Source organism: Sphingobacterium lumbrici (assembly GCF_006476045.1).
GTDB classification, from domain to species: Bacteria; Bacteroidota; Bacteroidia; order Sphingobacteriales; family Sphingobacteriaceae; genus Sphingobacterium; species Sphingobacterium lumbrici.
The window spans coordinates 187,616-208,514 of record NZ_SRZY01000028.1 but is presented as its reverse complement, the minus strand read 5'-3'; the positions used below and the strand labels follow the sequence as shown (position 1 = coordinate 208,514).

The window sequence follows — 20,899 nt, the reverse complement described above, 5'->3', positions numbered from 1 at the left end:
GTTATCATAATGTTTACAATTTATGAACAACGATGAATCTCGAAGAGTGTTCTAGTTGAAAACCAGCTGGAACGGCCTTGCTTCTTCTAAATTGGAGGAAATCCGCCTGGTAAACCTCTCTAACAGAAAATCTGTTAGGGCCCTTAAGAAGTACAAACGCAAAGACCGCCCATACTGGCATAATATACAAAGATATAATTTCCAGTAATATGTGGGCGACCTCACGGTACTCTCTTGGGCAAAATTTGGCGGATTTTTCCAATAAGAGAGACATCGTTTACTAGCCTAATTTAAAATAGGCTAGTTAAGTGTCGCAATAAATATTAACACAAATATACAATACTTGATTATAAACATCAAGTATTTTCTTAAAAATATTTTTTATGATTAAAATTAATCGATTCGAAGAAATTTTCATAATACATGGAATTCAAAATAAAGAAATTGCAAATCTTTTTAATGTGTCTGAGTCAACCGTATCTAGATGGGTCCACAATAAACAACAACCTGATATTCTCAAATTCTATAAAATCGCAGAATATATTAAAATCGATATTAGAGATCTACTCCACCAAAGTGAATGGGTGAAAAAGAAGTAAATTTTGAAGGTCACAGATTGAGATCTCCGCGTAAAACTATTATAAACTAAATAAACCAAGCAAAACTCATGAACCTGAATCCGTCACTTGCATTTAGTAAAAGCTAAAGCTTTTACGGGAAACCGTAGAAGGGCTGAGGGAGAGATGATAGGTTTAAAGAATATAAATAAAAAGGTTATGCAGATACGTTATACATGAGAAGTCTCACATGAAGCAGTTCTATCTTTCGTTTCCGACAAACCCATTAAAGAAAGAATCATTAATGCGTTACAATGGGTATAGGAAGACGAGAATTTTTAAGGTTGACAAGTATTGCATTAACTGGACTTGCAATAGACCCGTTAAAAGCTGTGGCTATTAATGACAACATTTATGTAAACAAAAAACTTGGAATATTATTTCATAAACCGCAGGACTGGGGATTTGTTGCTATCAAAGACTTTGGAAAAATCAAAAGTGAACAAGTGTTTGGAGAAGGACTTGATGAGACAGTCGAAGAAATATGGAAAGAATTAGGAGAGCCAATCTGCATTGCTACAAAATATTATCAGGACAAACCGGAATATACAGGACTTTTCTCACCAACAATTACACTTAATATCACTCCAAAAGAAGAACTTGAATATTTAGGTTACGAAACATTTGAAGAACTAATGGAAATGTCAGCATTTGGGATTTCAAAAATTTTAAAGGAGTTTCGAGTGACAAAAAAGTATGCCCCTTACCTCATTAGTAATTGCAAGTTTTACGAGTATGACGCAGAGTATATGTTTGAACACATAGAAATAAATGAACCGCTCAAAGTGGAACTTAAGGTTTTTAAAGCAGAACACAATGGTTTGTATTATGACTTTAATTGCCATCAATCAATAACACAAAGACAATTCGCAAGTAAAGAATTTGAGGAATTTAAAAAGACAATAAAATTAATTTAGCTGCCTTAACAGCACATTTGCAATGGATGAGGTTTTGCTCTCAAAAGACGGTGGCGTGCTTAAAGAAAGTTAGGAGAATTACCGCCACAAACGACAAAACGTTGTATGGCCCATTCTGGTGCGAGCCTCTCGCTCGTGACCGGTATAGCACATCGTATTGCTTTTGACGAAATGGTTTGTTAATTTTATAGGAATAAACAAGCTTTTAACAAATAGTATAGGCATAGACAATATGTGGTATCACAAATTGCGAGGCCACAGCAAACGATTATTAACCGGTATACAGGATCGATAGCGCAATATCAATATAGGCAAAATCCGTTTTTATTAAACGAAATATACAATTAGGAAGTTAAATTTATTGCACATATTAGGGAGTTATCGGCAACCCTGACCGACCACCGTGCAGACATCAACGGACGGACAGAAAATAGAAAAATGCCAACGCTTCGCAAAATTAAAAGAGGTGTTTGCCACCGCACAAGCCGACACGAAAACACCACATTTAATTTTGCCCGACCCAAGCCCACCTACCACCCAAACAAAATTCTAACTTTGCACTATGGAAGATTTACAACAAATAACAGAATTTAAAACATCGCCCGAATTAGTAGAAAAACTACATCAATACAGTATAAGAAAAGAATATGAAGCAGGCGACATTATTCTAAACGAAAACGCACATATTCGTTCTATTCCGATTGTTACCAAAGGAACACTGAAAGTTATCCGAACGGAAGAAGACGGCAGGGAAATTCTGTTGTATTACATCAAAGCAGGCGAAAGTTGCATTATGTCGTTTTTGGGCGGTTTGCACAATGAAACAAGCAAGGTAAAAGCAGAAGTTGAAGACGATGCTGAAATTTTGTTTTTGCCCATTGAAAAAGTATCGTTGTTTATCAAAGAATATCCGCAATGGTTAGATTACATTTTCCGTTTGTATCACAAACGTTTTGAAGAACTGTTGGAAATTGTAAATGCTATTGCTTTCAAAAAAGTTGATGAAAGAATGTTGGCTTTGCTGAACAGAAAAGCAGAACTTACAGGAAATAAAACACTAAACATTACCCACGAACAATTAGCCAACGAGTTGGGAACTGCCCGTGTTGTAGTTTCACGACTGTTAAAACAGTTGGAAGAAATCGGAAAGGTTAAGTTGGGTAGAAACAAAATTACGCTTGTGTAACAAAAGTGGCTGTACAGGTTTTTGAGTTGATGCAATTTTGCGGCATCAATTTCAAAGGTCTATGGATATAGCAGGTTATTTAGCATCAATTTTTATCGGCATAGCATTAGGACTAATCGGTGGCGGTGGTAGTATTCTTACCGTTCCTGTTTTAGTTTATTTGTTCAGTATAGATGCGGTTTTAGCAACCGCCTATTCCCTTTTCATTGTCGGCACAACAAGCGTAGTCGGTTCCTTTTCTTACTTCAAAAAAGGATTGGTTAATATCAAAACAGCAGTTGTTTTTGGTATTCCGTCCATTATATCCGTTTTTCTCACAAGGGCTTATATCGTTCCTGCCATTCCGCAGGAAATTTTCAGCATCGGAAATTTTACCGTTACCAAAAGTATATTACTGATGTTGCTTTTTGCCGTGCTGATGATTTTCGCCTCATACAGTATGATTAAAAAGGATAAAAAATGTTGCGATGAAGAACCACAAAAACAACAATTCAATTATCCTTTAATTCTTGTTGAGGGAACTGTTGTAGGAATTTTGACAGGACTTGTTGGTGCAGGTGGTGGTTTTTTAATAATTCCTGCGTTGGTAGTGTTAAGCAAATTACCGATGAAAGAAGCCGTTGGAACTTCGTTAGTAATTATTGCTGCAAAATCGTTGATTGGATTTTTTGGCGAAAGTGGCGAAACAGTTATTGATTATATTTTTCTTGCAAAAGTTACCGCATTTGCCATTATTGGAATTTTTATCGGAATGGCACTTTCTAAAAAAATTGACGGCTCAAAACTCAAACCTGCATTTGGTTGGTTTGTGTTAGTAATGGGCATTTACATCATCATCAAAGAAACAATTTTGAAATAATTTTTGCTTGTGTAACCAATGTAACTGTAAACAAGAAAACGACTTCGCAATTTTGCATCATTAAATAACAAAAATAAAGAACAATGAAAGTAGAACAAATTTATACAGGGTGTTTGGCACAAGGTGCATATTACATCACTTCCAATGGCGAAGCAGCCATTATTGACCCATTGCGTGAAACGCAACCCTATTTAGACCGTTTGGAAAAAGACGGTGTGAAACTCAAATACATTTTTGAAACACACTTTCACGCAGACTTTGTAAGCGGACACATTGATTTGAGCAAAAAGACAAATGCACCAATCGTTTACGGAGCAACAGCAAAACCCGAATTTGAAGCGATTGTTGCAGAGGACAATCAAATTTTTGAATTGGGCAATGTAAAAATAAAAGTATTGCATACACCAGGTCATACAATGGAAAGTTCTTGCTTTCTGTTGATTGACGAAAACGGGAAAGAAACGGCTTTGTTCAGTGGCGACACACTTTTCTTGGGCGATGTGGGAAGACCCGATTTGGCACAGAAAGCAGCGAATATGACACAGGAAGAATTAGCAGGATTGCTTTACGAAAGCCTGTACAAAAAAATCCTGCCGTTGCCCGATGATGTAACCGTTTATCCTGCCCACGGAGCAGGTTCGGCTTGCGGAAAAAATATGATGAAAGAAACGGTGGACAGTTTGGGCAATCAAAAGAAAATGAATTACGCTTTGAACCAACCGAGCAAAGAAGCATTTATCAAAGCCGTTACAGACGGATTATTGCCACCGCCCGCCTACTTCGGTATGAACGTAGCAATGAACAAAAAGGGTTACGACACTTTTGACGAAGTTTTGAAACACGGAATGAAAGCACTTTCAGTAGAAGAATTTGAAGCGGTAGCAGAAAGCACAGAAGCATTGATTTTAGACACACGAAGCGACAAAGAATTTGCTAAGGGTTTCATTCCGCAATCTGTCAATATCGGTTTGAGTGGCGATTTTGCCCCTTGGGTTGGTGCAATGATTGTAAATGTAAAACAACCGATTTTGTTGGTAACAGAAACAGGCAAAGAAGAAGAAGCCGTTACACGTTTGAGCCGTGTAGGTTTTGATAATGTATTGGGGCATCTGAAAGGCGGTTTTGAAGCGTGGGAAAATGCAGGGAAAGAAACCGACACCGTAAACCGCATTACACCCGAACAGTTTGCTTCGGAAGTAAAAATTGGCGAAAGCAAAATCATAGACGTTCGCAAAGAAAGCGAGTATGCAGCGGAACACATCGAGGAAGCATACAGCAAGCCATTGGCTTACATCAACGATTGGATTAAAGACATCAATCCGCAAGAGCATTTTTACCTGCATTGTGCAGGAGGCTATCGCAGTATGATTGCAGCAAGCATTTTACAGGCAAGAGGTTACAGAAACTTTACCGAAGTAGAAGGCGGTTTCAATGCCATTGTACAAACCAATGTTCCTAAAACTGATTTCGTATGTCAAAGCAAAGTGTTAAACTAATTTTCATCACAATAACAATAATAGCAATGTTTGGAATTTTCAAAAATATGTTTGCACCAACAGACAACAGCAACTTGAAAGAAGCTGTAAAAAACGGTGCGTTTTTAGTGGACGTTCGCACACCTGCCAAGTTTTCGGCAGGTAGCGTAAAAGGTGCGGTAAACATTCCGTTAGACAAACTACCAAGTCAGTTATCCAAATTCAAAAACAAGAAAAGCATCGTTGTTTTTTGCAGAAGTGGCAGCCGTAGCGGTCAGGCAAAAAGTATTTTGGAGCAAAACGGATTTCAGAATGTCATCAATGGAGGCACTTGGCAAAATGTAAATCAGGCAGCAAATGAGTAAAGAAGAAAAAGACATACAATGTTGTGTAACGCAGTGCGAAAATCCGCTTGACCAAAACTATTGGAACGAGCGTTGGCAGAAGAATGAAACAGGTTGGGATATGGGTCAGGCTTCGCCTGCCATTACCGAGTTTATGACACAATACCCGAATAAAAATGCAAACATTTTAATTCCGGGTTGTGGCAATGCTTACGAAGCAGATTTTTTGATTACAAACGGATTTACAAACATCACATTGATTGATATTGCACCAAAAGCCGTTGAAGCATTACAAGAAAAATTTGCCGACAAGCCACAAGTAAAAGTATTGTGCGAAGATTTTTTTCAGCACAAAGGCAATTACGATTTAATCATTGAGCAAACATTTTTTTGTGCCATTCCACCTTTTCGTAGAAAAGAGTATGCAGAAAAAACGGCTTCGTTGCTCAACGAAAACGGTAAAATAATCGGGGTTTTGTTTGACACACAATTTGACCAACCGTTTCCACCGTTTGGCGGTTGCCCTTGCGAATACAAACCAATTTTTGAACCACATTTTACCATTAAAACAATGGACGAATGTTACAACAGTATTCCGCCAAGAGCCTATTCAGAAGTATTTATTAACCTGATAAAAAAATAGAAAAGATGAAAAAGAATATGGGAACAGCAGACAAAGCAATCCGAATACTCATAGCGATTGTTATTGCAGCATTGTATTTCACGAATGTCATTTCGGGAACATTGGCAATCATATTGGGCATTTTAGCGGTGGTGTTTGTGCTTACGTCATTCATTAGTTTTTGCCCATTGTATTTGCCTTTCGGTATCAACACTTCAAAAAAGAAAAGATGATGATACATAATATAGCAGTAGAAAATATCAAATGCGGTGGTTGTGTGAGCAGCATCAAAAACGCTTTGCTCAAAATAGACGGTGTACAAAATGTAAACATTGACAAAGACACCGAAACAGTAACCATTGACGGTACGGCAGAAAAAACAATTTTGGTACAGGCACTTTCAAAAATGGGTTATCCCGAAAAAGGAAATAATGACCTGTTGAAAAAAGCAAAATCGTATGTGAGTTGTGCCATCGGAAAAATGAATTAAAATGAAAAACTATTTAAGAAATTGGGATTTAATGCGTGTGCTGCGATTGGCATTAGGCATTTTCATTATAGTGCAGGGAGTTCAGGCAAAAGAATGGTTGTTTGTTGCATTAGGTGGATTATTTTCTTTAATGCCATTGCTGAATATTGGTTGTTGCGGTGCTTCGGGTTGTAATACGCCTGTATCAAAAAGCAATAAGAAAGTGGAAGATATTACCTATGAAGAAGTTCGCTAAAAAACATTTGCTTACCATAATTGGTGTGATTATAGGAGCAATAGCCGGTTATCTCTATTGGAAATTTGTCGGTTGCAATTCGGGCAGTTGTGCCATTACTTCAAACCCTGCAAACAGCACTATTTACGGCTCAATTATGGGTGGGATTTTATTCTCAATTTTTCAGAACAATAAAAACAAAACAGTATGACATTTCAGGAAATAATAAATCAGGACAAACCTGTATTAGTGGATTTTTTTGCCGAATGGTGCAGTCCGTGTAAAATGATGTCGCCCATTTTAGAAGATGTAAAAAACCGTGTAGGCGAAAACGCAAACATCATCAAAATTGACGTGGACAAAAACCCGCAAGCAGCAGCAGCTTATCAGGTACGTGGTGTTCCAACGCTTATTTTATTCAAGAACGGTAAACCACTTTGGCGACAATCGGGTGTTGTTGCTGCAAACGAATTGGAAAATTTAATTAACACAAACAGATAAAGTAAAAATGATAGAGATTATTAAACAGCCTTGGGCGTGGTATGTAGCAGGACCTTTAATCGGTTTAACCGTTCCTGCACTTTTAATTATTGGTAACAAATCATTCGGCATCAGTTCATCATTACGACACGTTTGTGCTTCGTGTATGCCTGCCAACATTCCGTTTTTCAAATACGATTGGAAAAAAGAAGTATGGAATTTATTTTTTGTATTCGGCATATTTTTAGGCGGAGCAATAGCCATAAACCTTTTATCAAATCCCAATCCTGTTGAAGTCAATCCAAAATTAGCCACAGAGCTTGTGGGATATGGCATAACCAATTACAATAATTTAGTTCCTGAAGACATCATCAATTGGCAATCGCTGTTTACCCTGAAAGGCTTTTTGATGATGATAGTCGGGGGCTTTTTAGTAGGCTTCGGAACACGTTATGCAGGTGGTTGTACAAGTGGACACGCCATTATGGGATTGTCTAACCTGCAATTACCGTCATTGATTGCTACCATAAGTTTTATGATTGGCGGTTTCATTATGGCAAATCTCATTTTACCAATTATTCTTTCACTTTAAACACAGTATAAATGCAACAAAATACAGATACAGAAAAGGATTTAAAACTTCGTGAGTTAGATGCAATGTGTGTAAACGAAAGCCGTTTGGAACACAAGTGGTATCATAATTTGAAATATTTAGTTGTCGGCATTTTATTCGGCATCGTGTTCGTAAAAGCCGAAGTAGTAAGTTGGTTTCGCATACAGGAAATGTTTCGCTTACAGTCGTTTCATATGTATGGAATAATCGGAAGTGCCGTTGTTGTGGGTATGATTTCCGTTTTCCTGATTAAGAAATTCAACATCAAAACAATTTATGGCGAGCCGATTAAAATTTCACCCAAAGAATTTAATAAAGGTCAAATCTATGGCGGTTTGATTTTTGGTTTCGGTTGGGCAATTACAGGAGCTTGCCCGGGTCCGTTATTTGCACAAATCGGAACAGGTGCAACCGTCATTGCCGTTACACTTTTGAGTGCCATTGCGGGAACTTGGGTTTATGGATATTTAAGAGAAAAACTTCCGCACTAAATATCGGTTATGAATTGGTTTAAAAAATTGCTGATAACAGCAATATGGATTTCTATTGCCCAAACTTTACAGGCACAATATCATTACAACGCTTGGTTTTGTAGTACGTTGAGTGTTCCTGTTGGCAATAAATTTAAGATTGATACGGAATTTCAGCACAGACGGCAAAACGGTTTTGAGAATAAGAATATGTTTGATAAAAACCTGATGTTCACGCTTAGAAGTTGGGTACATTATCAGCATAAGGAAGATATAAAATTTTCCTTTTCGCCATTCGCTTATTTTTCCCATTACAGGATTATTCAAAGTAAAACAGACGAAACGGTAACACCAAACAGCGAAATCCGTTTTTCGGCAGCAGTAGAATTACAGCACGAAATTTTCAAAAAATTATACGTTATAGACCGAAATGCTTTGGAGTATCGCATTTTCAGCAATTCGCAATCCGATATTACACGGTTAAGGGCACGTTTTGGTGTGCGGTATGAGTTCACGGAACATATCAAACTGACGGTGTTTGACGAACTTTTTTTCAACGTAGCAGGAACACCCATTGAACACGTTTTTGACCACGACAGAATTGGGCTTAATCTTGAATACAAAGTTTTACCCAACCTGAAATTTGACATTGGTTATATACACCTTACCCGACTGCCAATTATTCCTGTAACAGGTACATCTAAGATAAGCGAGAATAACATTATACTTAACCTGACTTATCAGCTACACAAACGGACAAAGACAAACAAAGTCCACGCTATTGGGTAGCACATTTGCATTTTCTCAACCGCACAAGACCCAACAGAAAAATGCAAAAGAGCTACCCAGCCAACGCACCGACAACACCCGACAGACTAACAACGGACGAAAGAAGGGCAGCCGATAACAGCGGTTTGGCGTAATGGGGGCGGACGTTCTTCGTATGAAAATTTGTGCTAATTTTGAACTGTGTGCTTCGTATCAAGTGTTGTGCTGAAAAGCCCCCACTACGCCAAGCCGCAAACCGTTAGCTGCAATTCAACAGATCGTGCAAGCAGAAAAACTAAAAACCGACCAGAGTGGATGTAAATAAAAGGAGTGGAAAGTAGAATATGGAAAAATTCATTGATGACATAAGGCTCATATTAGAACAGGCAAGAAAAAAAGCCTACAGTGCTACCAATTCAGCCATGGTAGAGGCCTATTGGTTAACGGGTAAACGGATTGTCGAACAAGAACAACATGGAGCCGAAAGAGCACAGTATGGAGGAGAAATAATCAAAACCCTTTCCTTAGAGCTATCAACAAGGCTTGGTCGTGGTTTTTCAGAGACCAATATTCGTAATTTCCGCCTATTCTATTTGACCTTCCCCGACTTCTCCCAAATTCAGCAGACAGTGTCTGCTAAATTAACATGGTCTCATTTTCAACTCCTTATGAGAGTAAATAATAAAGATGCTCGCAACTATTATCTTAGAGAGACTTCGGAACAAAACTGGGCAGTAAGAACCTTGGAACGTAATATCAACACCCTATATTATCAGCGCCTCCTGTGTTCACAAAACGCGCAGCCTGTGGAAGATGAAATGTTGGAAAATACAAAGGATCTAAAATTGGATAACCGTGAATTCATCCGCAATCCGACCGTGTTGGAATTTCTGAACATACCGACAAACTATACTTACACAGAGAAGCAACTCGAACAGTCACTGATAGACAATATACAACAGTTCTTGTTAGAGCTAGGTAAAGGTTTTGCTTTTGTAGCACGGCAAAAACACATTCGTACAGAGACATGTGACTTCTTTATCGATTTGGTATTCTATAACTATATCCTGAAATGCTTCGTCATCATCGAACTGAAAACAGACAAGATCAAGGGAGAATATGAGGAAAAGATCAGGTAAAACCAAACATATCACGTATCTTAGGCAGGTAAACATCTAAAAATAACTAACCAATACGACCTATGTATATACTATCTGACATTTTCTGGAGCTATATCCAACAGCCAGAAACAAGAGAACAGACCCCTACGTACTTACTCGATATTGCAGATCTATTGCCAAAGGAAGATACCGAGAAAAATGATGTTGACAAAATCTTGGAAAGCCATGCGATTCAAAGTTTTGAGGATATCAAGCTCCAATGCATAGATCTCTTGCTTTCCTATGCCAACCATATCCTTGAAGATAGCGCTATAACCGAAACGGAGGCTTATGACTTTGCGGCCTTGAAGCGGTTATTCAGGATCAGAGAGGGTGAATTCTTACAATACCGAAGCTTTCAGGTGAAGGAAATCCTGAAGAAGGAATTTATACGGATCTACTCTGATCATTTTGTGGATAGAAAAGAAGAGCTAGAAAAGGTAAATCTCCAGGCATTGTTTGATCTGAGTTACGATCAATTTGAAGAAATAAAGAAAGATGAAGTGATAAACGCTCTATTAAACGGCGCTGATCCCTTACACCTTGATATCGCCAAGATTCCTAAAGGGTTTAACGTGATTTAAACATGACTATGCGCAATACACCACTTGTCGAACTTATCGCGTTCATCAAAAGAATCCCAAGTGTGAAAGGAAATGTATCGAGCGGATTCTATGATGAAGGATTTTGGTGGATAAAGTGCGCGACTACCCACTCGCTTCTATCCGGTATCCCCTGTTGGATATTCCGAATAAAGAACAAAACGGGTACTATTTGGAGGCTGCTGCTGTTGGTAGCGTAGGCAAAAAAATGGAGATTTAAAAATTTTTGCTTAAATAGAACACTGTATCAATGAAGTAGAATACCCCATCTTTAAAAAGAACATTTTCATCATGTAGGTCTTCAAGAATAATTCCATACAGTTTGCTCTCGTAATCGTTATTTCGAACATTACTGAATGTATTATATACCATAAACTGTTTTACAAGAGCTAAATCTGTGACTTCGTCGGACACAATAAAATCCTGCTTAACAACAGCGGCCAAGCTGTCATTATAAAATCTAAATCCCAAAAATTCGTAAGATGTCGAGGAGAAGAAATAATTGTGAATAAGAATACTATTAAAATAATCAAGCCAGGATTCGTAAAAAATACCTGAATTCAATTTGATTACAGAATATCCGTCGTGACGATACACTCTTTGCTCTGCACCTTCACTGATAAATAAACTTTCGTCTATATCCTGAGCATAGAAAAAATTGGATTTCTCCGCAGCTAAGATAAGTTTTTCTTCTTCACTTTTGAGACGCTCTTGTTTTTCAGATCCTTGACCTGAGCACGCATAGCCTCTAAGGAAATTTTGGATTTTCCGGAGTTGGCTTTGATTGCCAATCTGTCCATTTCCATAAATGATATTTTGTAATTCTGATTTAACATCTCTCATTTATATTAATTGTGCACAGACAAATATACAAATTATAGGAGGTATTTCAAAAGCAAGCAATTCGAATTAGAGTATTGCCTAGCTGATTTCCTGTTATATACTTATCCCGGTCTACAGCCTTCGCATATCCAGAAGCTATCGTTGTAATGATTGTTTCTGCTTTCATAGTATATAACAACTTGTGGTTGCTACTAAAGGTACTCTGCTAAGGAACGCGGACTATACGGGAAACCGTAAAAAGGGGGATAGGTATATAAGGAAATATAGTAAGCACAGGCGGAAAAAGCGGCAGAAGTACTGCGCCGACATCTACGGTAAATGGTGCAAAAATAATACATTGAGTTATTGTAAATGGATAGTATCTGGCGGTCGGCGCTGCTGGCAGCATAGGTAAAAACGGACCTATTTTGAGGTTGTTAAGTTTTGTTAAACCAGCTATCGGATATAAAATTTGGCATTTTGTTTGCATTGATATTTGTATTCATAATTTAGGTTAATAATTGGTTAGTTAAAAATCCTGAAGTTCCCCGCTTCAGGATTTTTGTTTGATACCGGAGCATGCTGACCCCCTGGTTTATTTTGAAAATCGTCCGCACCCATTATTGCTTTTTAACAAGAATCTAATTACCTTAGATGCAAGGTGTTAAAATAAACTAACCATGAAATCAAACACGTATAATTATCTCGCGATAGTCTTATTACTAATCCTATCAGCGTCCTGCACGCAGGCAATTAGTGAGCTCGAAGCGCGGAGAAAGAATGATGAAGGTCTGGTAGAATTTAACAACAGGAGATTAGATAACGCTGTTGTGCTTTTTATCTTAATGAATATTTAAAATATTTAGACAGGACAAACACAACCACCTATAATACAAATGGATAAAAATACTAAATCGCGAAAAAATATCTAAAAAAAAGCACTTAAAATGTCTAAACAAAACCGCTGATTATACTATTATCCACCAAGTAAAGTGAGCTACTTAGGAGATTTTTCACTAAGCTATAACCGATAAGCACAAATCTTTGTCAACCTTTCACTTTACAAATGACCTACATTGTCATACTATAGATTGACATATTATGATCACAAGTAAGCTTAAAGTCTTACCTATTTTATATAAAAGTCATGTTACAGTATTACTAATTTATTATAAAGTAAGCTTGCAGTATTACTTTAAATACGAATATGTCACATTATAACCTTACATTTGACTGGTTTTTATCATATTAAAACTTGACTTATGATTAAGAAAAAATTACAAATACAGCATTTAAGCGCTAAAATGAAGGTTTTTAAGGATCTTCAAAACACATCAATACCACCAAGTGGATGGATTCGTGCTATCCGTACCGCACTCGGAATGTCTATGCAGCAATTAGGAAATAGATTATCTATTACCAAGCAAAGTGTACAGGATATGGAACGACGTGAAAAAGATGGTACTATATCTTTAAAAGCTTTAAAAGAAACTGCTCATGCCTTAGATATGCAACTTGTGTATGGTTTTGTGCCCAAAGATGGATCTCTTGAAAATCTCATTGAACGGAAAGCAAAAGAGCTGGCGATGCAGATTGTATTGCGTACTTCGAATTCCATGAAACTCGAAGAACAGGAAAATTCAAAGAAACGTATTGAAAAAGCAATACAGGAAAGAACTGCTGAAATTGTGAACGAAATGCCTAAAATCTTATGGGATTAGATTTTGAGTACAATCCAGGACAGACTCCATTAGATCCTGAAGAAATAGACGGTTTGCTGATTGACACCATATCCACACGGGGTGAACTCGATGAGTTTGAACAGCAAAACATTGAAGAGGCTATGCAATGGGTACTTACGCGCAGGCTCAGACCAGATCAGATCTTAACGGAAGCTTTTATATGCCAGCTACATAAAAGGATGTATGGTCACGTTTGGTCGTGGGCCGGACAATTCAGGAATACTGAAAAGAATATCGGTATTGCTAGATATAGGATCGGTCCGGAGCTAAGAACGTTATTGGACGACGCCTTATATTGGGTGGAACATCATACTTATCCACCCGAGGAGATTGCTTTACGGTTCAAACATCGCATTGTAAGTATCCATTGTTTTGCAAATGGTAATGGTAGACATAGCCGACTTATGGCCGATATTATCATTGACAAGATTTTTAAGCAAGATGTCTTTAGCTGGGGCGCAGCAAATCTTGTACGACAAGGGGAAACACGGGTATCCTATTTACAGGCAGTAAGAGTAGCAGACACAGGGGATATCACTCCATTAATTGTTTTTGCACGATCATAAGTGTGATCAAGTCTACTAATATTGCCAAGTATTACAGAAGAGTAATTGAGATCATACAACGACGTTCTCGAAGAGCTATGCGGTTATCATCGCATAATCCAACCATACCACGTGCGGTATATCTTAATCAGGTAAAAAACTTTATAACGCTCCCATAAAATATGCGAATAAGATGGAGAACAAACAAATCATTGGCCAGGCTATAAACAAGCATTTGGTAAGGAAGAGTTGGTAGGCAAATAATTTTAAAATAGATAAAAAAGAAACTCATTCAGAGCCGGCTGGTTGTAATGATCTACTCTGGAAGTACCAACTGGCGACTTGAGCATACTGTGATACGACAACATCAGATGCTACGAAAAAAGCTGGTGGTGCAGCTCCTTCTTGGGTTATACAAAATTGGAAAACTTTGAAAAAGTGACCCTAAAAGCAAAATAAGCATGTGCAAATGCCGGAGGAGTTGTATACGATCATTTTCCTGACGTCAGGAAGATGATAAATATGGAAGGTGCTTCCCTGCTGGCCTCCTATAGCGAGCGTCTCGCTCGTGTCTGACCCCTGGTATATTTTGGATCGTTCGTAAATGATGCATAAGTTACATATCAATGTAGTCACCCATTAATGTATCTAAGGTAAAACAACTTAGGTTATTGTGTATTAATAAATATAAAGTATATTAGAGGTAGAATTATATTATTAGAAAACCAATGTAGCAAATATTTATTAGTCTAATCGTCGCATCAACTTTGTGGCTGGTACATAAAATATGAAAGCAAAAACTGACTCGACTTATCTTAAGAAATCTATTTTCACTTTTCGGTGATATGGAAGTTTTTTCCTTTTTTACATGCTAGTCATTGCATTGACCAGAGATTTACAACATAAATATCAAGTGCTTTTCGAGACAGTAGTGGCTATTCCACTCCTACTCGTATTTATATTGGCACCTATCGGGCTTTACTATGGCTGGAAAAGTTATCGCAATAAGGAGGAACCACGAAAAAAAAAGACTATTTTTCTGATAGGGCACATGATCTTTTGTTCACTGATCATCCTAATGATTATAGTACTGATCACGGATATATCTTACGCCAGTATAATTACTAATTAGATACCTTCATCCCAACTTTATACCAACTGGTGCTGGTTGGGCAATCCGAAAAGTCGCTGATGATAAAAAATATTACAACTGAAACAATGAAAAACGACATTCCAAATAGTGTAGAGATTATTGATTCTCATTTAGATGAATTTTTCACCGATGAAGATGACATTGTTGTTTTTGATGAAATAGAATCTGAAATAATCCATCGAGACATTTACTTTATTAAAGCAGTCGATGATAGACCATATCATATTTTGTTGAGCTGTGGCATGAGTGCCCTACCAATGAATGTACCTGGCGATGTCGAATCATCAGAATTTGCTGAAGTTATGATGCTCCTACCTACTCGCTTCTATCCGGTATCCCCTGCCCCATATCTCAATGGCGGACCAAAGAACTTCTTGTCGTGGATTATCGAAAACACTGATCGGGAATTTACTCCCGACAATATGAAAGAATGGCTAGAAGGAAGACTACACTAATCCGGTAGATGATCTAACACAATGGGAAGTTGATTAGTATGTTATAGATAACCGCTAACTTATATAGTTAATGGTGCCAGTTGCATTTATCGCTGCCATTTCACTCTACATTGTCTTATAAAAATAAATTAAAAGCTTATTTATACAATAACAACAGAAAATATGAACAGTACAGCGACGAAGGATAAAAATAACACAACAACAAAGGATAAGAATAGCACAATAATCCATGTACATACTATCTAACATTTTGGAGCTATATCCGACAGCCTGTAACTGGTAAATACGATGTCAGAACTTTTGGTAATTTAGGTGCAGAACTTTTGGCAACAATGGTGCAGAGTTTTTGGCAACATGATTGCAGAGTTCACCTTTCAAAAGTAGCTTATTCTTTGGATTGTTCAAAGAAAGATTTTCTGTTCTTCATACGGTAACTTTCACCGGTCAGACTTATGATCTCTTGCTTTCCTATGCCAACCATATCCTTGAAGATAGCGCTATAACCGAAACGGAGGCTTATGACTTTGCGGCCTTGAAGCGGTTATTCAGGATCAGAGAGGGTGAATTCTTACAATACCGAAGCTTTCAGGTGAAGGAAATCCTGAAGAAGGAATTTATACGGATCTACTCTGATCATTTTGTGGATAGAAAAGAAGAGCTAGAAAAGGTAAATCTCCAGGCATTGTTTGATCTGAGTTACGATCAATTTGAAGAAATAAAGAAAGATGAAGTGATAAACGCTCTATTAAACGGCGCTGATCCCTTACACCTTGATATCGCCAAGATTCCTAAAGGGTTTAACGTGATTTAAATATTTGTACCTCTATTGAGGCAATGTATGGAGTAAGTCTTTAGCTGGCATATCTTTTACCTCTCCGTCTATCTTGACAACCAAAGTCTCACCTTTAAGTGCACTTTCTTCGGCAAGCTTGCGTAAAGCCTTCTGTACACCTAAACGAATACGTTCGGTTAACGGTATAGTAGTACCTAATTTATCTTTTGCCATAATAACATGCATTTATATTTGACCAAATTTCGTTATTTACAACGACTTCTCCAAACTCATCCTTTTGTGTTATAATCTCCGGCACAAGATCCATATTGTCCATAATCATCCATCGATCACATATTGGTAGATAGAGATTTAACAAGTTTGACAACCCGCGGTGATATCTACGGATCAGGGACATGTAGCTTCTGGTAGAAAGTGTAGTTTCAAAAGCAAAATCAGCTCCTTCTTTCATCAGCTCGGATATCCGTTCTAACATAATCCTACCAGCTGCTAACGCTACGCTTTGGGGGTTGAATGGAGAAATACCGGCAGCAATATTATCTGCATTGACAAATTCCTTGCAATCTAATATTTCTGGCAGCACCGTATAGCTTGCAGTCGTCTTGCCGGCTCCGTTACATCCCGCTATAATATAAATGTTAGGCATGAGTTTCGATTACATGTAATTGTCTAAGATACGGAATACTATCGAATAGCAGATAGCCATATCTAATTTTGATCTGTAACATTCACTTTGTAAGCTACAATTACGAAATGGCTATGGGAACGTCCAATTACGGTTCGTATCAAAATACGGGCTGAGGCAATGGAGGAGTACAGGCGTAAATATCTTATTGATATCCTCGATATGCGGTGCAAAAATAATACATTGAGTTATTGTAAATGGATAGTATCTGGCGGTCGGCACTGCTCCTGGCATAGGTAAAAAGGGAGAACCGTTTTGAGGTTGTTAAGTTTTGTTAAACTAGCTATCGGATATAAAATTTGGCATTTTGTTTGCGTTGATATTTGCATTCATAATTTAGGTTAATAATTGGTTAGTTAAAAATCCTGAAGTTCCCCGCTTCAGGATTTTTTTATGACGGCACCCTCCAGCATGAGAAACAAACCTATTTCTTGTTTAGCTGAAAAACAATCTTTGAATAAGATCTAGAAAATATTTTCGACTCCAAATATCAAACGCATCATCGTTAGGTATAAACCGAACAACATCATTTTTAATATGCTGCACACTAATGCCATTTATCTTTTTGTGTAAGTAAATCAAGGACTTCAATTTCAACAAGTTTCGATAATCTATTTGTATCTTCACCCTATGGAACATTACATCCATCGTAAAGAATACATAGGAAAACTACTGTCATATAGGGAAAAAGACCTTATAAAAGTGGTTAGTGGTTTACGCAGATCGGACAAATCTACACTTTTGGAATTGTATCGTGAACAGCTACTCAGACTTGGTATAGGTAAACGCCAAATTCAGTTTTACAATTTTGAATTGCCCGAAAATTTTGTAACTATTATGACGGAACTATCAAATACGAAAAAATTAAATCTGAATTGGGAATGGTTAACAAACGGAAACGAAAAAGGCAATTCAGAACACGTAGAAATTAAATAATCAATATGAATAACGACAGGTATAATATTCAAATTGTAGAATTTTCTGACGAACTGTCTGAACTGATAAAGACGCTTAATTACGAGTGGCTTGAAAAATATTTTCGTGTAGAAGAAGGTGATATAGTATCTCTTTCAAACCCTAAAAAATATATCATAGACAAAGGCGGACATATTTACTATGCAAAACTCAATGACGAAATTGTTGGAACAGCTTCATTATTAAAAAAGAGTGAAACTATTTACGAGTTGGGTAAAATGGCTGTCAGCGACAAAGCACAGGGACACGGTATTGGGACAATATTACTGGAACATTGCTTGAATGTTGCCAAACAAAAACAAATACCGACACTTATTTTATACTCAAACACAATTTTGCAATCGGCAATTCACTTATACAGAAAATACGGCTTTGAAGAAGTTGAATTAGAAAGCGGACTTTACGAAAGAGCAAATATCAAAATGGTGAAACACTTATGACGATTAAAACACAAATGGTGAAGCGAAAAAATGCCCGAACGCAAAGCTCCGAACTGTTATAGCCAATCGTAGGCCGACAGCCATCAAACAGAAAATGATAATTAAAGAAGCAATAATAAAAAGCCTTGAAGATTTGGATAAGCTGGCTTGTAGCGGTTTGCAAATGTGCTTGTCCTTGTGTGTCGCCTGTTTTTATTTGTTGTGATATTCTTCATCTGTTACAGGTTGCAACCAAACAGCCCCGCCAATATTGGTGCTCGTTCCTATGGCAATATGTGTCATTGCTTCGGTGGGTGTTGCTCCGTGCCAATGCGCTATGTTAGGCGGGCATTTCATTACATCGCCTTTTTTAATAATTTCAATCGGTTTGCCTTTTTCCTGATACAGACCTTTGCCCGCTGTTACCAAAAGTATCTGACCGCCTTTGTGATAGTGCCAATTTGTTCTTGCTCCTGCTTCAAAGGTTACTGAACCTATATTTACATTGTGGATAGTGTCGGTTTCAGCCAAATAGTTGAGCCAAACCGTTCCTGTAAAATTATCATTGGTAATCCTTTCGCCTTTCGGAAAAACAGTTTCGTTTTGCTGTGTTGTTTCTTCCATTTTCTGATTGTTGTTGCACGCTGTGAAAAGCACTATTACAAACGGTAGAATATAGTTAAAGTGATACTTCATTGCTTTGAATTTTAAAGGTTCGTTTGATAAAAGTTCACCAATTTATCTACTGCCTGTTTTACATATTCGGGCTTCCAATAGGTTTGTATATGGGTAGCTCCGTCAATCAAAAACAACTCTTTATTTTTTGCATTTGTGGCTTTAATAAATGCTTCGTCCGTCATATATTTTGTATCGGCTTTGCTTCCGGCTATCATCAATAAAGGCTGGTTAATCAGTTCTATTTGGTCGGTAGCGTCCCAAGTCATTAAATCCATTAAACTGCTTGTGGTGTACAGAAAGGTTGAATTTGGGTGTGCGTGGGTTCTGTAATAATATTCATATCCCTTACGATACAGGTCGGTTGGTGTTTTGACGATTTCTTCATCTGTAATGCTCGCTACTCCTGAATAAAGTATTTTGCCCTCTGTTACTTCCAAAGCTCTTGCATCAGAAGCCTGTTTTAACCGTTCCTGAATGGTGTTTAATTGTGAGTTCATAAAGCCGTTACATCTTACTAAACCCGAATTGAACATACTTAATGTAGCAATAGCTTTAAACCGTTTGTCTGATTGGGCTGCTTTTAACGAGTAACCGCCACCGCCACAAATACCAAGCAACCCGATTTTTGAAGTATCAACACCTGCATATTTAGAAATATAATCAGCCATTGCGTGTATATCTTCTACTCTGTTTGCAGGTTTATCTACGTTTCGGGGTGTGCCACCACTACCGCCCTGATAGCTTGCGTCTGCTACAATAGTAATATATCCCTGTTCTGCCAAACGTTGCCCATATAGTCCTGCTGTCTGTTCTTTTACGCCACCGTTGGGGTGTGCTAAAACTATCGCAGGGTATTTCTGCGAAGTGTTATAATTGGCTGGTGTGTAAACATTGGCTACAATGGTAATATCTTTTATTTTATAGGTAACAGGGTGAATATTTACTTTGCCTTTTACATTTTCTGTAATTGCTCCTTCATATACCAAAGTAAAAGGGTTTTGCTCTGCCTTTTTATAATACTGCGATTGTTGTGCATTTAGCGTATCTGTTGCTATTGTTGTCATTGCTATTGCGATTATTGCCGTTATTTTTTTCATACTAAACTTATTTTGATTTGTTTGTTTTAAGCACTTCGTCCAAAACTTTCTGTGCCGATTTTGCTTCCTTTTTCCCGACGGTTGATTTAATGACACTTACAAATTCTTTCAACTGTTCAGGTTTTAAACCTACATTCAAACAAATGGTTAAATGCGAACGCAACATAGGTTCTGCGTTGCCAATGGTTGCTATTACGGAAACGGTTACTAATTCTCTTTGAACATAGTTTAATACATCTCTTTCAAAAATATCTGCAAACAAATGTTCTTTTAAAAAGGTATCTATTGTCGGGGCAAATGCTGAATAGCCTGTAAGCGTTTCGGGTTGTGGCGTTTGGGTTAGTTCCTCCAAAATCTTTTTACCTCGTTCGTATTTACTGCCTGTTTCATCAATGGGCGAAGCATTGTTGCCAATCTTATCGTTAATGCCTTTTGCTTTGCGTTCGTCCAATACCTGCATAAAGGTTTGTAAGCCTCTGATACTACGGGGAAATCCGCAATAAGCATACGTGTGTACCAATGCTTCTTTTATTTCATTAACGGTAAGCCCATTTTCAAGCCCTGTATTCAAGGCTGTTTTTAGCCTGTCTAAATCGCCTTTTGCTGTCAATGCCGAAATGGTTATAATGCTTTGTTCTTTTACGCTTAAACTATTATCGGGTGTTGTCATTTGCTGTGCTTTTACTTGATTTGCAAACATTGAAACGAAAATTACCAT

31 protein-coding genes are annotated in these 20,899 nt (G+C 37.6%); 25 read left to right on the top strand and 6 right to left on the bottom strand.

The genetic code is table 11. The features are described 5' to 3' along the window. The first annotated feature begins 383 nt into the window (after positions 1-383). The 18 genes from E4F24_RS14150 to E4F24_RS13815 all read left to right on the top strand — a co-directional run bounded on the left by E4F24_RS14150 (position 384) and on the right by E4F24_RS13815 (position 11,017). On the top strand, positions 384-599 hold the full coding sequence (locus tag E4F24_RS14150; RefSeq protein ID WP_140938673.1) for a helix-turn-helix domain-containing protein: 216 nt from the start codon (positions 384-386) through the stop codon (positions 597-599). 272 nt (positions 600-871) lie between these two features. Next, positions 872-1,534: a hypothetical protein gene (locus tag E4F24_RS10610; protein ID WP_140938672.1), complete on the top strand. Its 663-nt coding sequence runs from the start codon at positions 872-874 to the stop codon at positions 1,532-1,534. A gap of 562 nt (positions 1,535-2,096) precedes the next feature. Beyond that, a complete protein-coding gene (locus E4F24_RS10605) occupies positions 2,097-2,720 on the top strand; it encodes a Crp/Fnr family transcriptional regulator (protein WP_140938671.1) in 624 nt (207 codons plus the stop codon). A 61-nt stretch (positions 2,721-2,781) separates the two neighbouring features. Next, positions 2,782-3,579: a sulfite exporter TauE/SafE family protein gene (locus E4F24_RS10600; RefSeq protein ID WP_140938670.1), complete on the top strand. Its 798-nt coding sequence runs from the start codon at positions 2,782-2,784 to the stop codon at positions 3,577-3,579. A gap of 83 nt (positions 3,580-3,662) precedes the next feature. Then, complete coding sequence (locus tag E4F24_RS10595; protein WP_140938669.1) at positions 3,663-5,075, top strand: MBL fold metallo-hydrolase; 1,413 nt, start codon at positions 3,663-3,665, stop codon at positions 5,073-5,075. Positions 5,076-5,122: 47 nt separating this feature from the next. After that, complete coding sequence (locus tag E4F24_RS10590; RefSeq protein WP_235891202.1) at positions 5,123-5,419, top strand: rhodanese-like domain-containing protein; 297 nt, start codon at positions 5,123-5,125, stop codon at positions 5,417-5,419. Then, positions 5,412-6,041: a methyltransferase gene (locus tag E4F24_RS10585; protein WP_140938667.1), complete on the top strand. Its 630-nt coding sequence runs from the start codon at positions 5,412-5,414 to the stop codon at positions 6,039-6,041. Before E4F24_RS10590 ends, E4F24_RS10585 begins: the two co-directional genes overlap by 8 nt. A 5-nt stretch (positions 6,042-6,046) precedes the next feature. Next, the gene (locus E4F24_RS10580) at positions 6,047-6,253 is read left to right on the top strand and encodes a YgaP family membrane protein (RefSeq protein ID WP_140938666.1); all 207 of its coding nucleotides are present in this window, start codon (positions 6,047-6,049) and stop codon (positions 6,251-6,253) included. Then, on the top strand, positions 6,250-6,510 hold the full coding sequence (locus tag E4F24_RS10575) for a heavy-metal-associated domain-containing protein (RefSeq protein ID WP_140938665.1): 261 nt from the start codon (positions 6,250-6,252) through the stop codon (positions 6,508-6,510). The genes E4F24_RS10580 and E4F24_RS10575 overlap by 4 nt, the downstream gene beginning before the upstream one ends. Position 6,511: 1 nt before the next feature. Next, the gene (locus tag E4F24_RS10570) at positions 6,512-6,745 is read left to right on the top strand and encodes a hypothetical protein (RefSeq protein ID WP_140938664.1); all 234 of its coding nucleotides are present in this window, start codon (positions 6,512-6,514) and stop codon (positions 6,743-6,745) included. Further along, positions 6,729-6,935 carry a DUF6132 family protein gene (locus tag E4F24_RS14025; RefSeq protein WP_140938663.1) on the top strand — a complete coding sequence of 69 codons (207 nt, stop codon included), beginning with the start codon at positions 6,729-6,731 and terminating at the stop codon, positions 6,933-6,935. The genes E4F24_RS10570 and E4F24_RS14025 overlap by 17 nt, the downstream gene beginning before the upstream one ends. Then, entirely contained in the window at positions 6,932-7,225 is a 294-nt protein-coding gene (gene trxA, locus E4F24_RS10560; RefSeq protein ID WP_140938662.1) for a thioredoxin, read from the top strand. Before E4F24_RS14025 ends, trxA begins: the two co-directional genes overlap by 4 nt. 7 nt (positions 7,226-7,232) lie before the next feature. After that, positions 7,233-7,796: a YeeE/YedE family protein gene (locus E4F24_RS10555; protein WP_140938661.1), complete on the top strand. Its 564-nt coding sequence runs from the start codon at positions 7,233-7,235 to the stop codon at positions 7,794-7,796. An 11-nt stretch (positions 7,797-7,807) separates the two neighbouring features. Next, positions 7,808-8,308, top strand: a complete 501-nt coding sequence (locus tag E4F24_RS10550; RefSeq protein WP_140938660.1) for a DUF6691 family protein — start codon at positions 7,808-7,810, stop codon at positions 8,306-8,308. A gap of 9 nt (positions 8,309-8,317) precedes the next feature. After that, positions 8,318-9,076 (top strand): DUF2490 domain-containing protein, encoded by a 759-nt coding sequence (locus E4F24_RS10545; protein WP_140938659.1) that lies wholly within the window; start codon positions 8,318-8,320, stop codon positions 9,074-9,076. Between the two features lie 323 nt (positions 9,077-9,399). Then, positions 9,400-10,194: a PDDEXK nuclease domain-containing protein gene (locus E4F24_RS10540; RefSeq protein ID WP_140938658.1), complete on the top strand. Its 795-nt coding sequence runs from the start codon at positions 9,400-9,402 to the stop codon at positions 10,192-10,194. A 62-nt stretch (positions 10,195-10,256) separates the two neighbouring features. Then, entirely contained in the window at positions 10,257-10,799 is a 543-nt protein-coding gene (locus E4F24_RS10535; protein WP_140938657.1) for a hypothetical protein, read from the top strand. An 8-nt stretch (positions 10,800-10,807) separates the two neighbouring features. Next, complete coding sequence (locus E4F24_RS13815; RefSeq protein ID WP_181182440.1) at positions 10,808-11,017, top strand: hypothetical protein; 210 nt, start codon at positions 10,808-10,810, stop codon at positions 11,015-11,017. Positions 11,018-11,033: 16 nt separating this feature from the next. On the opposite strand, the gene E4F24_RS10530 is transcribed toward E4F24_RS13815, so the two are convergent. After that, positions 11,034-11,660: a putative polyvalent protein kinase domain-containing protein gene (locus E4F24_RS10530; RefSeq protein WP_140938656.1), complete on the bottom strand. Its 627-nt coding sequence runs from the start codon at positions 11,658-11,660 to the stop codon at positions 11,034-11,036. Between the two features lie 659 nt (positions 11,661-12,319). Here E4F24_RS10530 and E4F24_RS13810 point away from each other — a divergent pair. From E4F24_RS13810 to E4F24_RS10510, 5 genes are all read left to right on the top strand, one after another. Then, positions 12,320-12,496 (top strand): hypothetical protein, encoded by a 177-nt coding sequence (locus tag E4F24_RS13810; RefSeq protein WP_181182439.1) that lies wholly within the window; start codon positions 12,320-12,322, stop codon positions 12,494-12,496. A gap of 405 nt (positions 12,497-12,901) precedes the next feature. Beyond that, positions 12,902-13,360 carry a mobile mystery protein A gene (locus E4F24_RS10525; protein WP_140938655.1) on the top strand — a complete coding sequence of 153 codons (459 nt, stop codon included), beginning with the start codon at positions 12,902-12,904 and terminating at the stop codon, positions 13,358-13,360. After that, entirely contained in the window at positions 13,351-13,947 is a 597-nt protein-coding gene (locus E4F24_RS10520; protein WP_140938654.1) for a mobile mystery protein B, read from the top strand. The genes E4F24_RS10525 and E4F24_RS10520 overlap by 10 nt, the downstream gene beginning before the upstream one ends. Before the next feature lie 1,140 nt (positions 13,948-15,087). After that, on the top strand, positions 15,088-15,534 hold the full coding sequence (locus E4F24_RS10515) for a suppressor of fused domain protein (RefSeq protein WP_140938653.1): 447 nt from the start codon (positions 15,088-15,090) through the stop codon (positions 15,532-15,534). 397 nt (positions 15,535-15,931) lie between these two features. Next, positions 15,932-16,345 carry a hypothetical protein gene (locus tag E4F24_RS10510; RefSeq protein WP_140938652.1) on the top strand — a complete coding sequence of 138 codons (414 nt, stop codon included), beginning with the start codon at positions 15,932-15,934 and terminating at the stop codon, positions 16,343-16,345. 12 nt (positions 16,346-16,357) lie between these two features. Here the strand turns inward: E4F24_RS10510 and E4F24_RS10505 are convergent, their stop codons facing one another. Then, positions 16,358-16,540 (bottom strand): hypothetical protein, encoded by a 183-nt coding sequence (locus tag E4F24_RS10505; protein WP_140938651.1) that lies wholly within the window; start codon positions 16,538-16,540, stop codon positions 16,358-16,360. Beyond that, positions 16,527-16,973, bottom strand: coding sequence for an ATPase (locus tag E4F24_RS10500; RefSeq protein ID WP_140938650.1), 447 nt, complete (start codon positions 16,971-16,973; stop codon positions 16,527-16,529). The genes E4F24_RS10505 and E4F24_RS10500 overlap by 14 nt, the downstream gene beginning before the upstream one ends. Positions 16,974-17,642: 669 nt before the next feature. Here E4F24_RS10500 and E4F24_RS10495 point away from each other — a divergent pair. Together E4F24_RS10495 and E4F24_RS10490 are read left to right on the top strand one after the other, a co-directional pair. Continuing rightward, a complete protein-coding gene (locus E4F24_RS10495) occupies positions 17,643-17,948 on the top strand; it encodes a hypothetical protein (protein WP_140938649.1) in 306 nt (101 codons plus the stop codon). A gap of 5 nt (positions 17,949-17,953) precedes the next feature. After that, positions 17,954-18,427: a GNAT family N-acetyltransferase gene (locus tag E4F24_RS10490; RefSeq protein ID WP_140938648.1), complete on the top strand. Its 474-nt coding sequence runs from the start codon at positions 17,954-17,956 to the stop codon at positions 18,425-18,427. Positions 18,428-18,619: 192 nt separating this feature from the next. Here the strand turns inward: E4F24_RS10490 and E4F24_RS10485 are convergent, their stop codons facing one another. From E4F24_RS10485 to E4F24_RS10475, 3 genes are all read right to left on the bottom strand, one after another. After that, positions 18,620-19,030, bottom strand: coding sequence for a (R)-mandelonitrile lyase (locus E4F24_RS10485; RefSeq protein WP_235891201.1), 411 nt, complete (start codon positions 19,028-19,030; stop codon positions 18,620-18,622). Positions 19,031-19,113: 83 nt separating this feature from the next. Continuing rightward, a complete protein-coding gene (locus E4F24_RS10480; protein ID WP_140938646.1) occupies positions 19,114-20,181 on the bottom strand; it encodes an alpha/beta hydrolase in 1,068 nt (355 codons plus the stop codon). Positions 20,182-20,188: 7 nt separating this feature from the next. Further along, on the bottom strand, positions 20,189-20,881 hold the full coding sequence (locus tag E4F24_RS10475) for a carboxymuconolactone decarboxylase family protein (RefSeq protein WP_235891200.1): 693 nt from the start codon (positions 20,879-20,881) through the stop codon (positions 20,189-20,191). Between the last annotated feature and the right edge of the window lie 18 nt (positions 20,882-20,899).

Excerpts from the sequence above, each read along its gene's own strand:
- E4F24_RS14150 (WP_140938673.1), top strand. The coding sequence starts at position 384 with ATGATTAAAATTAATCGATTCGAAGAAATTTTCATAATACATGGAATT.
- E4F24_RS10610 (WP_140938672.1), top strand. The coding sequence starts at position 872 with ATGGGTATAGGAAGACGAGAATTTTTAAGGTTGACAAGTATTGCATTA.
- E4F24_RS10605 (WP_140938671.1), top strand. The coding sequence starts at position 2,097 with ATGGAAGATTTACAACAAATAACAGAATTTAAAACATCGCCCGAATTA.
- E4F24_RS10600 (WP_140938670.1), top strand. The coding sequence starts at position 2,782 with ATGGATATAGCAGGTTATTTAGCATCAATTTTTATCGGCATAGCATTA.
- E4F24_RS10595 (WP_140938669.1), top strand. The coding sequence starts at position 3,663 with ATGAAAGTAGAACAAATTTATACAGGGTGTTTGGCACAAGGTGCATAT.
- E4F24_RS10590 (WP_235891202.1), top strand. The coding sequence starts at position 5,123 with ATGTTTGCACCAACAGACAACAGCAACTTGAAAGAAGCTGTAAAAAAC.
- E4F24_RS10585 (WP_140938667.1), top strand. The coding sequence starts at position 5,412 with ATGAGTAAAGAAGAAAAAGACATACAATGTTGTGTAACGCAGTGCGAA.
- E4F24_RS10580 (WP_140938666.1), top strand. The coding sequence starts at position 6,047 with ATGAAAAAGAATATGGGAACAGCAGACAAAGCAATCCGAATACTCATA.
- E4F24_RS10575 (WP_140938665.1), top strand. The coding sequence starts at position 6,250 with ATGATGATACATAATATAGCAGTAGAAAATATCAAATGCGGTGGTTGT.
- E4F24_RS10570 (WP_140938664.1), top strand. The coding sequence starts at position 6,512 with ATGAAAAACTATTTAAGAAATTGGGATTTAATGCGTGTGCTGCGATTG.
- E4F24_RS14025 (WP_140938663.1), top strand. The coding sequence starts at position 6,729 with ATGAAGAAGTTCGCTAAAAAACATTTGCTTACCATAATTGGTGTGATT.
- trxA (WP_140938662.1), top strand. The coding sequence starts at position 6,932 with ATGACATTTCAGGAAATAATAAATCAGGACAAACCTGTATTAGTGGAT.
- E4F24_RS10555 (WP_140938661.1), top strand. The coding sequence starts at position 7,233 with ATGATAGAGATTATTAAACAGCCTTGGGCGTGGTATGTAGCAGGACCT.
- E4F24_RS10550 (WP_140938660.1), top strand. The coding sequence starts at position 7,808 with ATGCAACAAAATACAGATACAGAAAAGGATTTAAAACTTCGTGAGTTA.
- E4F24_RS10545 (WP_140938659.1), top strand. The coding sequence starts at position 8,318 with ATGAATTGGTTTAAAAAATTGCTGATAACAGCAATATGGATTTCTATT.
- E4F24_RS10540 (WP_140938658.1), top strand. The coding sequence starts at position 9,400 with ATGGAAAAATTCATTGATGACATAAGGCTCATATTAGAACAGGCAAGA.
- E4F24_RS10535 (WP_140938657.1), top strand. The coding sequence starts at position 10,257 with ATGTATATACTATCTGACATTTTCTGGAGCTATATCCAACAGCCAGAA.
- E4F24_RS13815 (WP_181182440.1), top strand. The coding sequence starts at position 10,808 with ATGCGCAATACACCACTTGTCGAACTTATCGCGTTCATCAAAAGAATC.
- E4F24_RS10530 (WP_140938656.1), bottom strand. The coding sequence starts at position 11,660 with ATGAGAGATGTTAAATCAGAATTACAAAATATCATTTATGGAAATGGA.
- E4F24_RS13810 (WP_181182439.1), top strand. The coding sequence starts at position 12,320 with ATGAAATCAAACACGTATAATTATCTCGCGATAGTCTTATTACTAATC.
- E4F24_RS10525 (WP_140938655.1), top strand. The coding sequence starts at position 12,902 with ATGATTAAGAAAAAATTACAAATACAGCATTTAAGCGCTAAAATGAAG.
- E4F24_RS10520 (WP_140938654.1), top strand. The coding sequence starts at position 13,351 with ATGGGATTAGATTTTGAGTACAATCCAGGACAGACTCCATTAGATCCT.
- E4F24_RS10505 (WP_140938651.1), bottom strand. The coding sequence starts at position 16,540 with ATGGCAAAAGATAAATTAGGTACTACTATACCGTTAACCGAACGTATT.
- E4F24_RS10500 (WP_140938650.1), bottom strand. The coding sequence starts at position 16,973 with ATGCCTAACATTTATATTATAGCGGGATGTAACGGAGCCGGCAAGACG.
- E4F24_RS10495 (WP_140938649.1), top strand. The coding sequence starts at position 17,643 with ATGGAACATTACATCCATCGTAAAGAATACATAGGAAAACTACTGTCA.
- E4F24_RS10490 (WP_140938648.1), top strand. The coding sequence starts at position 17,954 with ATGAATAACGACAGGTATAATATTCAAATTGTAGAATTTTCTGACGAA.
- E4F24_RS10485 (WP_235891201.1), bottom strand. The coding sequence starts at position 19,030 with ATGGAAGAAACAACACAGCAAAACGAAACTGTTTTTCCGAAAGGCGAA.
- E4F24_RS10480 (WP_140938646.1), bottom strand. The coding sequence starts at position 20,181 with ATGAAAAAAATAACGGCAATAATCGCAATAGCAATGACAACAATAGCA.
- E4F24_RS10475 (WP_235891200.1), bottom strand. The coding sequence starts at position 20,881 with ATGTTTGCAAATCAAGTAAAAGCACAGCAAATGACAACACCCGATAAT.